The 8,730-nt window shown below is 38.0% G+C and carries 11 protein-coding genes; 5 read left to right on the top strand and 6 right to left on the bottom strand.

From position 1 onward, the window contains the following. The 3 genes from WIW72_RS04470 to WIW72_RS04460 form a co-directional block, all read right to left on the bottom strand. Positions 1-143 (bottom strand): DUF1286 domain-containing protein (locus WIW72_RS04470; protein ID WP_337721238.1); only part of this gene is annotated, 143 nt, incomplete at its 3' end. Positions 144-779: 636 nt separating this feature from the next. Then, a complete protein-coding gene (locus tag WIW72_RS04465; protein ID WP_337699767.1) occupies positions 780-1,364 on the bottom strand; it encodes a hypothetical protein in 585 nt (194 codons plus the stop codon). Positions 1,365-1,510: 146 nt separating this feature from the next. Beyond that, positions 1,511-2,155: an amidohydrolase family protein gene (locus tag WIW72_RS04460; protein WP_337699769.1), complete on the bottom strand. Its 645-nt coding sequence runs from the start codon at positions 2,153-2,155 to the stop codon at positions 1,511-1,513. A gap of 121 nt (positions 2,156-2,276) precedes the next feature. Here WIW72_RS04460 and WIW72_RS04455 point away from each other — a divergent pair, with 121 nt between their 5' ends. From WIW72_RS04455 to WIW72_RS04440, 4 genes are all read left to right on the top strand, one after another. Next, positions 2,277-3,086 carry a DUF929 domain-containing protein gene (locus WIW72_RS04455; protein WP_337699771.1) on the top strand — a complete coding sequence of 270 codons (810 nt, stop codon included), beginning with the start codon at positions 2,277-2,279 and terminating at the stop codon, positions 3,084-3,086. Between the two features lie 94 nt (positions 3,087-3,180). Then, a complete protein-coding gene (gene glmM, locus WIW72_RS04450; RefSeq protein ID WP_337699773.1) occupies positions 3,181-4,545 on the top strand; it encodes a phosphoglucosamine mutase in 1,365 nt (454 codons plus the stop codon). Then, a complete protein-coding gene (locus WIW72_RS04445) occupies positions 4,542-4,937 on the top strand; it encodes a Trm112 family protein (RefSeq protein ID WP_337699775.1) in 396 nt (131 codons plus the stop codon). The genes glmM and WIW72_RS04445 overlap by 4 nt, the downstream gene beginning before the upstream one ends. A 48-nt stretch (positions 4,938-4,985) precedes the next feature. Next, positions 4,986-5,408 carry a DUF2153 domain-containing protein gene (locus WIW72_RS04440; RefSeq protein ID WP_337699778.1) on the top strand — a complete coding sequence of 141 codons (423 nt, stop codon included), beginning with the start codon at positions 4,986-4,988 and terminating at the stop codon, positions 5,406-5,408. 109 nt (positions 5,409-5,517) lie between these two features. On the opposite strand, the gene WIW72_RS04435 is transcribed toward WIW72_RS04440, so the two are convergent. Beyond that, positions 5,518-5,982 carry a hypothetical protein gene (locus tag WIW72_RS04435; protein ID WP_337700060.1) on the bottom strand — a complete coding sequence of 155 codons (465 nt, stop codon included), beginning with the start codon at positions 5,980-5,982 and terminating at the stop codon, positions 5,518-5,520. A 23-nt stretch (positions 5,983-6,005) separates the two neighbouring features. Further along, positions 6,006-6,677: an orotidine 5'-phosphate decarboxylase / HUMPS family protein gene (locus tag WIW72_RS04430; RefSeq protein ID WP_337699781.1), complete on the bottom strand. Its 672-nt coding sequence runs from the start codon at positions 6,675-6,677 to the stop codon at positions 6,006-6,008. Between the two features lie 86 nt (positions 6,678-6,763). Between WIW72_RS04430 and WIW72_RS04425 the strand changes: the two genes are divergently transcribed. Next, positions 6,764-8,362 (top strand): CTP synthase, encoded by a 1,599-nt coding sequence (locus WIW72_RS04425; RefSeq protein WP_337699783.1) that lies wholly within the window; start codon positions 6,764-6,766, stop codon positions 8,360-8,362. Here WIW72_RS04425 and WIW72_RS04420 read toward each other — a convergent pair. After that, a complete protein-coding gene (locus WIW72_RS04420; RefSeq protein ID WP_337699785.1) occupies positions 8,315-8,629 on the bottom strand; it encodes an ArsR/SmtB family transcription factor in 315 nt (104 codons plus the stop codon). The two genes, WIW72_RS04425 and WIW72_RS04420, sit on opposite strands and share 48 nt — an antisense overlap. Positions 8,630-8,730: the final 101 nt, after the last annotated feature.

Below are 8,730 nucleotides of genomic sequence, written 5' to 3'. Positions count from 1 at the left end.
TGACCAAACCTATCTATTAACGTATTACCTAATACAGCAACCGCTCCTGAAAAAAAGAGTGAAGTATAAAAGTGATGAGTCAAGAGAGTGCCAAAAAAAGTAAGTAAACCCGTAGAGAAAATGTAATGTGCCTGAAGTTTCATTTGATCACCTTAATTTTCATAATCTAAATCGTCTGACTTCCTTATATAAAACATATTAGTCAGATCTGGGTAATACAGATCTGACTGGGGTGTAGGCCGTGACGCTCCTTGGGCTTAAAGCTTGCCGGGGAGCTTGGCCACCTCCAACTCGGACCGGAAGTTGGGCAAAAAGCCCGAATAAAACATAAGGGTGAGTGTAATTGGAGGCACACAGTTCAGGAATAGACGTATCAAAAGATAAATTAATTGTACTAAAATAAGCAGTTTAACATTAGTGAGTAAAGCAGGTTTCATGACGTAAGTAGTGTGGACTATGCTCGATTTTTAAGGAAAGTTTTTATACCGGAAGCTCCCCGCCAGCGAGGGGTCTTCTCATTTACTTTCGTTTTTTATCTAGGATTAACGATATTATCTCTAGGTATAGAATTAGTAGATTTACCTATATGCCAAAAATTTATCATAAAATAAAACATTTTCACGCCTAGTTTTATTCTATCTTTCTTTGTATAGTATAACGAAAGAATTTAATATGTAATTTTCTATGATATCTCTTATTTTTCCAATAAGAGTCAATAAACGTCCTACTATAGGAAATGGATTAAAATAGGCAAGTAAAAATTCCTTCTCAGTAGTTCCTCAGTACGGCGGATATCCACCACCCTGATATCCGCCGTAAGGGCCTCCGTATTGTCCTCCTCCCATCATTCCTCCTTGTGCAGGGGGAGCACTTGCAACTACTTGTGCAATGAAGTTAAGTAATTGTTCCTCTTCCGTATATTCTTGGTATACATGATAAGCGTCAAATGCGGTACCTCCTATACCTAGAATGCTGAGTAATTTGTTATGTAAAATCTCGTCGCTGAAGAAGGCAAATCCTCCGCTCATAGCTAACGGTATAAGGTCTTGGATCCAGTTAGCAATGCCGGTTTCTATCGTGACCATACCAGGTCCTTGGCAAATCCTTATAGTGTAGGCCTTATTAGAGTCGGTCAGAAACCCGAACAGACTCGTGTGTCTTGCCTGTATTACTGCCATATTCTGACTAATCATAGGGTTTACTTGGAACCCCCTTCCGTTAAGGTAAGCTACTACTTGCTCGCCCACATATTGCATATTTATAGGGTATGACACTGGTACCGTCATTGTTTTTCCTCCCAGCCCTATAGACCCTCCACAAAGTGCAGATCCAAATGATGGTTGTCCGAAGAACGGAATTCCCATACTTATAATACTCTTGAAAGTAGTATATATATTTAGATTCTGTTAATATAAGGCGTTTTTTCTACTATTGTGACAGTTTAAAGAGACTAAGACTCAAGTTACATCAGATAAGACAAGAGGAGGACTTTTAATCACGAGTCGTCTAATTATAGTTTAAAAATTTTCTTCGCAAATAGGCTTCTTTCCTTCTCGTCCAGCCCATGTAAATTCAATAGTCTTAAGTCAATAGGTGTATAAGGGTAGTTACTGCCATAAACTCTTTTGCCTTTAAAAACAATACTTATCTCAGGAGGTACCATAGAGATTTCGAAAAACACTTTTTCTTCTTTTGCTAGTTCCATAGCTTCATTGATGTAATTAGGATATCCAGAATGTATGAGAATAAGATAAGGTACTCTCGACAAATATGGTTTTAAGTGGGAGGGGTTACCGTAACCTCTCCCCGTATATACGAGAAGGGGTAGGTCTTCCTTTTCCACAATTTTGATTAATTCAAGAACCCTTTCATCTTTTAAGCTAAAGGAGTGGTTTATAGGGTTGAGTATTAAGCCTACGATCCCTTTCTCGATCTGTCTATAAACCTCGACTTGAGGAGGAATTCTGCACCTTACGTTATAAATTCCTAGCCTAGGTTTGTCAGGATATTTCATATACTGTTGATAGAACCCGTCTACGCAACACTCGCAACCGTATTTATATGCAGGATTTAAGACGAAGTTACGTAAAGGATATTCTGCGCTGGTGGGATAAAGTTTAAGCCCTAGATGTACGTTAATGTCTATTATTTCCACGACTAATACTCTCTTCAAACAGAGTCAATAAGTATTTCAGTTGAAACTGCTCTTCAATATAATTTCATTATAAAGTTAATTTATAGTAACATTTATAAAATCATATTCATTGATATTATCGATGAATAAAAAAACGTTAATTGGATTATTAGTTTTAGTAATAATAATAATAGGTGGAGTTCTTGTATTATCGCACTTCAGTAACAATATATCTTCTTCGTTAACTCCAGCGTCAAAGTCATCTCTCTTACAAAATACTATCACCGCGGGTACGTTTGTGAAGGTTAATGATCAGGACTATGCACCACCGGGTAAGGTAATTGTTGTTGAACAATCTTGGTATGGTTGCCCGGTAGGAGCTGCTGCATCGTGGGCGATATATAATGTTATTAAGAATTATGGTAATGTGTCGTTCCAATTTCATTATTCAGATCCCGATCATTCTCCTGCCAATATACCCGGTCTGATATTCACTGGATTCAAGTCACAAGGAGAATTAGAGTTTTACATAGCTTATGTTTACAACGAGTATCTTAATGCTTCATACAATGGCACTCCAATTCCTACCGACCAGTTAATACCGGAAGGAGAGCAAATACTGACAGAAGAGCTGGAAACTATGGGTGTTCCTAATGCGACTCAAGTAGCAAGTATTATAATACACTACGAAGTCAACATTACAGTAAGCAATTACGGTAAACCAGCAGCATTGTATGTAAAACCCCCTCACCTAAATTTCGCTATCTTGATATCAGGTCCTAACGGGACTTACATCGTAGACACTCCTATAGTAAATCCTACTACTTTAGAAGGCTATTCACCTCAGTACGTCTATCAGAATCTTGATACCTTCACTCAGATAATTCAAGCCTCGGACATGATTCAAAACGTAATAGCTATGGCATATCCAACTGGTTCATGCCCTACCTGATAGCTTTACTGAGAAATTTATCCAGATTATTTTGCATCTTATCGACTCAAATTGTTACGACAAAATTAAAATAAAAAGAAGGGAAACTCTTACTATGGGTAAGTTATTCGGTACCGATGGAGTCAGAGGAATAGTTAACAAGGAGCTAACACCTGAATTAGTGCTTAAATTAGCTAAGGCTATAGGTACGTATTTTGGTAAGGAAAGCAAAATTCTCATAGGAAGGGATGCAAGAGCTGGCGGAGACATGTTAATGAGGGTTGTGGAAGCAGGGTTACTTAGTGTAGGTGTCCAAGTTTATGATGGTGGAATGGCAGCAACTCCTGCGCTACAATACGCTGTTAAGACCTTAGGATACGACGCTGGTGTAATAGTAACTGCGAGCCATAATCCGGCTCCCTATAATGGAATAAAGGTTATAGATCGTGATGGTATTGAAGTAAGAAGAGAGAAGGAGAATGAAATTGAAGAAATATACTTTAGTGAGAGGTTCAACACGCAAGAATGGAGCGCTTTAACTAACGAGGTTAAGAAAGAGGACAGAGTCATAGATGTTTACGTAAAGGGAGTCCTTAGCCATGTTGATATAGAAAAAGTAGCTAAAAAGCACTACACGGTTCTCATCGACTCTGCTAACAGTGTAGGAGGACTTTCTACTCCTTTAGTTGCCAGAGGATTAGGCTGTAAAATATACACTCTAAACGGTAATGTTGACCCGTTGTTTCCGGCTAGACAACCTGAGCCCACATTTGATTCATTAAAGGAGACGGCAAACGTAGCTAAAACGTTGAGGGCAGACTTAACCGTAACTCATGACGGTGATGCTGATAGGGCTATATTTATTGACTCAGAAGGTAGGATACAGTGGGGAGATAGGAGCGCGGCTCTCCTCTCGTATTGGACTCACGTTAAGAATCCTAGAGCCAGTAATAAGGTAGTTACAGCTGTTTCTAGTTCCAGCCTTGTTGAGGAATACCTATCTAAGTTCGGGATTGAAGTAATATGGACTAAGGTAGGTAGTGTAGATATTGCACATAGAGTCCAAGATGAGAAGGCTTTAGCCGGATTTGAGGAGAACGGCGGCTTTATGTATCCTCCTCATCAGTACGTTAGAGACGGTGCTATGAGTTTCGCGTTAATGCTAGAGCTGATGGCTGAGGAGAACGTTAGTTCAGCCGAACTCTTCGATAGATTGCCTAAGTACTACTTAGTGAAGACTAAAGTGGAGTTAAAGCCTGGATATGATGTTAACGTCCTCTATTCTAAGTTAATCTCGATATATCAGGGAAAAGGAAAGATGTTGACTATTGACGGTGTTAAGGTGATAACAAACGATTATTGGTTCTTGGTAAGGAAGAGCGGTACAGAGCCTATAATAAGGATTCTAGTAGAGGCTAAAGATGAGGAAAAAGCAAATAATATAGCTCAAGAGTTAAAGAGTATTGTTGAAAGCGGATGAAGTATAGGCTGTTAGACCTTTTAGCTTGTCCTATTTGTAAACATTTTCCTCTTACGTACTACGTTTTTTCTGAGAAACAAGTTGAGAGAAATTTAGGAGATGAGAAAAAGCCCTTGTGCGAAATATATTGTGCGTATAAGAAAGTCAACGTTAAGGATGCTAAGGAAGAACTTCCTTGTGAAGAGTGTTTCAAGAGAGAGATCGTTTATGGAATTCTTTATTGTTCTCAGTGTAAGAGATGGTATCCAGTTATTGACGAAATACCGAGGATGTTACCAGATAAGTTAAGAAGAGAAAGTGAAGATGTTGAATTTTTAAAGAAATATAAGGATAAAATTCCTAGAGAAATCTTGTTGGAAGGTCTACCTTATAACATTAAAGAGAGTATTTGACATATGCTTATTAATTTGTAGTATCATAAGTAATATTGGTGTAGCCGTTTGGAAAACGGATATCTCTCAAATCTTGACGAATGGATTAAGATGCAAAAGAACTTATTGAATACTGTGAGAGAAATGGAGAAAAAATATGAGTCAGGCGATATTGACAGACTTGACTTAATATTAGCCACTAGAGTAGCATTCCAGCATATAATGAGGACTATAAAAGCATTCGATCAATGGTTACAAGACCCGCAAATTATTAGGCATATGCCTAAGGAGATGTTAGAGGATGTAATGAAGACTACATGGAAGCTTTTAGAAACACTGCTTGAACTAGACATAAGGCACACGAGCGAGTTTAGAGAATTGGTAATCAAGTTAAGCAAAGAAGGAAAGCTAGACCCACTGATATGGAACAGACCACTAAGTGACGAGAACCAACAGCAGACTGGCAGAAGAGGAAGCTTTATGACGATGTGAAATATCTTTTATTTTAATATTCTTTACTGCATTCTTTACTGCACTATTATAAAACTACACTATAACAAGATGGATTAAAAACAAAAAATAAATAAGGTAGAATTTCGGTTTAGTATCTTCTATTATTTCTTCTATTCTTTAATCTATTTTCTTCATCTATCGCTTGAACCTTAAGTTTTATATCATTTATTAATTGGTTAAGGTTATTCTTGAAATCTTCCTCTATAGTTTGAGTGTCTAAGAACTCTAGTCCGTTATTGGTAACTTTTAACTTCTTGCTGACTGGATCGTTCTCTACATATCCTAAGTATAATAAAGAAGTAATATCTTCTTTAACCATAGGACTGAAAATATTTCCGCCAATGATGTTAAACTGATATCCTAAATCTAACCCTTTCTCCTTCATTTCATTTAATGCAGTAACTAGAGCCTTCTCCGATGCACCGCCTAAAACCTTAATAATGTATAATAGTTTGACCTTTCTTTTGTCTTCTTTAAGAACGTCAGGAGTTATTACTTGCTTCGTCACAAGCTTTACGTCCTTAGACTTTGTCTGACCGCCAGGCTGAGACATATAATTCTCCTCTTCTAATACTCTCACTTCTGCCTTATTATCTTAACTATATCTAATGTCACGTCATAAGGATTACTTGCTTTTGTTATTGCTCCGCCTACAACAAAGATGTTAATCGGTAAGTCAAGCAACTCTTGTATCCTCTCCTTATTTAAGCCTCCAGCTACTGAAACTACTACTCCCAGTTCCGATACCTCTTTGATCTCTTTTTTAAGGTCTGAAACACTAATCCCCCTTTTCTTTTGTACGTCTAAACCAACGTGTAGTCCTATTATATCCACACCTAGTTTTTTTAGTTCCTGAGCTCTGTCCCTAACGTTCTTAACGTTTATTAAGTCTGCTTGCACTAAGATACCGTATTCATGAGCTTTCTTCACTGCACTCTCTATTGTAGCATCATCCATAATTCCTAGGACAGTCATTATTTTTGCTCCTCCCAACCTAGCTATTTCAGCTTCAACATCACCAGCATCTGCCGTCTTAGTATCGGCTAGAACGATTTTCCCTTTACCGATCTCATTAAGTTTTTTAAGCGCAGTAATACCTTCAGCCTTTAGTAGCGGAGTTCCACACTCTAATATATCTGTTCCCCCTTTTATCGCATCTAATGCTACTTTTAAGGCGTCATCTATTTTTAAAAAATCTAGTGCTACCTGTAAAGATCTAGAATTTTTCAGTTTTTCAAGTAATTCCATATTATTCCCCGTATAGATTACCCATTAGAAATAAGACAAATGAGCTTTAAATCTGGTGTTTGTAGAATATTAGCTGTGATTTCCGTTTGACGAAGTTTATTATAGTCACCGGAGGCGTTCTGTCAAGCGTTGGTAAGGGTACGGTGTCAGCCTCTATAGGGCTTCTGCTAAAGGCCAGAGGATATAATGTCACGTTAGTAAAGGTCGATCCATATCTGAATGTTGATGCAGGGACTATGAACCCATATATGCACGGTGAAGTATTCGTGACTGATGATGGAGCAGAGACTGATCTAGATTTAGGGCATTATGAAAGGTTTGTCGGAATAAATATGAGCAAATACAACAACATAACTGCAGGCAAGGTTTATTTCGAGGTAATCAGAAAGGAAAGAGAGGGAAAATACTTAGGTCAGACAGTTCAGATAATCCCGCACGTTACGGACGAAATAAAATCAATGATAAGGAAAGCTGCTGAGAAGGCTAATGCGGAAGTCGTAATAGTTGAGATAGGAGGTACTGTAGGTGATATAGAGAGTTTGCCTTTTCTTGAGGCAGTTAGGCAGTTGAGAATTGAGGAGGCTGAACCTAACGTATTATTTGTACACGTAGCACTCGTAGAATATTTAAAAGCCACCGAGGAAATCAAAACGAAACCGCTTCAGCACAGCGTACAAGAATTACGAAGGATAGGAATACAACCAGATATTATAATTGCAAGATCTGTAGTACCATTGGATGAAGAAACTAGGAAAAAGATCGCTCTATTTACAAATGTAAGACCAGAAAATATTTTCTCTAACTACGATGTTTCCATGACGTATGAAGTACCCCTAATACTCGAGAATCAAGGAGTGCCAAGTAGAATTCTAGAGAAACTTCAGCTTAAAGATAGTCAGCCCAATCTAGAAGATTGGAAGAAGTTCATCTCAGACCTCAAAGAGGGTAAGAGAGAGGTCACAATAGCTCTTGTCGGTAAGTATACGAAATTGAAAGACAGCTACATAAGCATAAAGGAGGCAATATATCACGCTGCGGCTAAACTAAAAGTAAAGCCCGTATTATTATGGATAGAATCGACCGATCTCGAAAGTTATCCACAAGAACTGGAGAAACTTAAGAAGGTTAATGGTATAATAGTATTGCCAGGCTTTGGAGCGAGGGGGGTTGAAGGTAAGATATCTGCAATAAGGATTGCAAGAGAGAATAACATTCCGTTTTTGGGAATATGTTATGGGATGCAATTAGCTGTAGTGGAGTTCGCTAGGAATATAATGGGTTTGAAAGGGGCTCACACTACAGAGGTCGATTTTAAAACACCTTATCCGGTGATAACTCTTCTAGATGAACAAAAGAAAGTAGTGCAAGTTGGTGGAACGATGAGATTAGGATTACAGAAGGTTATAATTAAGGAAGGGACGTTAGCCAACAAGATTTACGGTTCAACAGTCGCTTATGAAAGACATAGGCATAGATACGAAGTCAACCCTGAATACGTAGACGAACTCCAAAAGAACGGGATGGTTATTTCGGGAATCAGTGAAAACGGTCTGGTAGAGATGATCGAGCTTAAGGATCATAAGTTCTTCGTCGGACTACAAGGGCATCCTGAATACAGAAGTAGACCGTTAGCACCTTCACCCGTTTTTGTTAGTTTTCTCAAGGCTAGTGCTGGTATCGAGTAAAATTATAGTTATTTTTTGGTATTTAGGTTTCACGATTTTTCTTATTCCTTTAACCCCGTTTTCATACTTAACTTCCACAAGGCCGGCATTTTCTAGCTCAGCAACATGATTACTTATATTCCCCTTACTCATGTGCAGTATTTCGCTTAATTCAGTTATATCTAACGGCTTCTCGCTTGTAAGTTTCAGTATATTTATTCTTGCCATTACGCTTAATGTCTTTGATATCTTTACAATTTCTTCAGGTTCTGAGATTATTAATTCCACGTTGTTTATCTTGACATCATTTCCCTTAAAAAACGTAAGGTAAAAGAGATGAGAACCCTTTTATATTAGCTAGTAACACAATTTCAAATTGAGGAGACTTA

The organism is Stygiolobus sp. CP859M, from assembly GCF_037389975.1.
Classification (GTDB): domain Archaea; phylum Thermoproteota; class Thermoprotei_A; order Sulfolobales; family Sulfolobaceae; genus Stygiolobus.
Note: the sequence above shows the minus strand (reverse complement) of the source record. Positions and strands in the feature narration are given on the sequence as shown.

What these genes read in the sequence shown, in the direction of transcription:
- WIW72_RS04465 (WP_337699767.1), bottom strand. Translation starts at nt 1,364, where the DNA reads ATGGGAATTCCGTTCTTCGGACAACCATCATTTGGATCTGCACTTTGT.
- WIW72_RS04455 (WP_337699771.1), top strand. Translation starts at nt 2,277, where the DNA reads ATGAATAAAAAAACGTTAATTGGATTATTAGTTTTAGTAATAATAATA.
- glmM (WP_337699773.1), top strand. Translation starts at nt 3,181, where the DNA reads ATGGGTAAGTTATTCGGTACCGATGGAGTCAGAGGAATAGTTAACAAG.
- WIW72_RS04445 (WP_337699775.1), top strand. Translation starts at nt 4,542, where the DNA reads ATGAAGTATAGGCTGTTAGACCTTTTAGCTTGTCCTATTTGTAAACAT.
- WIW72_RS04435 (WP_337700060.1), bottom strand. Translation starts at nt 5,982, where the DNA reads ATGTCTCAGCCTGGCGGTCAGACAAAGTCTAAGGACGTAAAGCTTGTG.
- WIW72_RS04430 (WP_337699781.1), bottom strand. Translation starts at nt 6,677, where the DNA reads ATGGAATTACTTGAAAAACTGAAAAATTCTAGATCTTTACAGGTAGCA.